Source organism: Alishewanella tabrizica, assembly GCF_014652375.1.
Classification (GTDB): domain Bacteria; phylum Pseudomonadota; class Gammaproteobacteria; order Enterobacterales; family Alteromonadaceae; genus Alishewanella; species Alishewanella tabrizica.
Genome location: NZ_BMYR01000047.1, coordinates 1 through 516 on the forward strand (window position 1 = coordinate 1; position 516 = coordinate 516).

The 516-nt window shown below is 41.7% G+C and carries 1 protein-coding gene; it reads left to right on the forward strand.

What is annotated here, in order from left to right:
• Positions 1–98 precede the first annotated feature (98 nt).
• Entirely contained in the window at positions 99–443 is a 345-nt protein-coding gene (locus IE070_RS16555; protein WP_034733588.1) for a VOC family protein, read from the forward strand.
• Positions 444–516 lie beyond the last annotated feature (73 nt).

A 516-nucleotide genomic window follows, 5' to 3' on the forward strand; every position in this document is an offset into this window, starting at 1 on the left:
GGTTTTGCTGCGCAAAAGTAATCCACAAATCCACAACTTAAAAACTGCCGTTGAGCACGGCGTTAGCCGCTTGAGTTACCCATGTTCAGGAGAAAACAATGGATGTTGTCGATATAAAAGCTTTTGTTCCGAGTAAAGACTATGAAATTTCAAAAGCTTTCTATTCAGAGATCGGATTTGAATCAGAGTTCGTTTCTGAGGACTTAACCCTTTTTCAAAACGGAGATTGTCTTTTCTTCTTGCAGCGCTTTTTCAACGAAGACTTGGCTAATAATTTTATGCTTCAGGTTTGCGTTTCAGATATCGATACAGCATACAGCCTTTGCTCTCAATCAAAGCACAAAACAAAAATCACTCCAGTTCAGAGTGAGTCGTGGGGTAAGGTATTTTATTTGTGGGGGCCAGTTGGTGAACTACTACACATTACGGAGTTGGGCGGCTAACAATGCGTCTATGGACTCCCCCTCTATTGCAAGCACAAAGTGATCAAATTTGGCGGTGAATGACTGCATACGT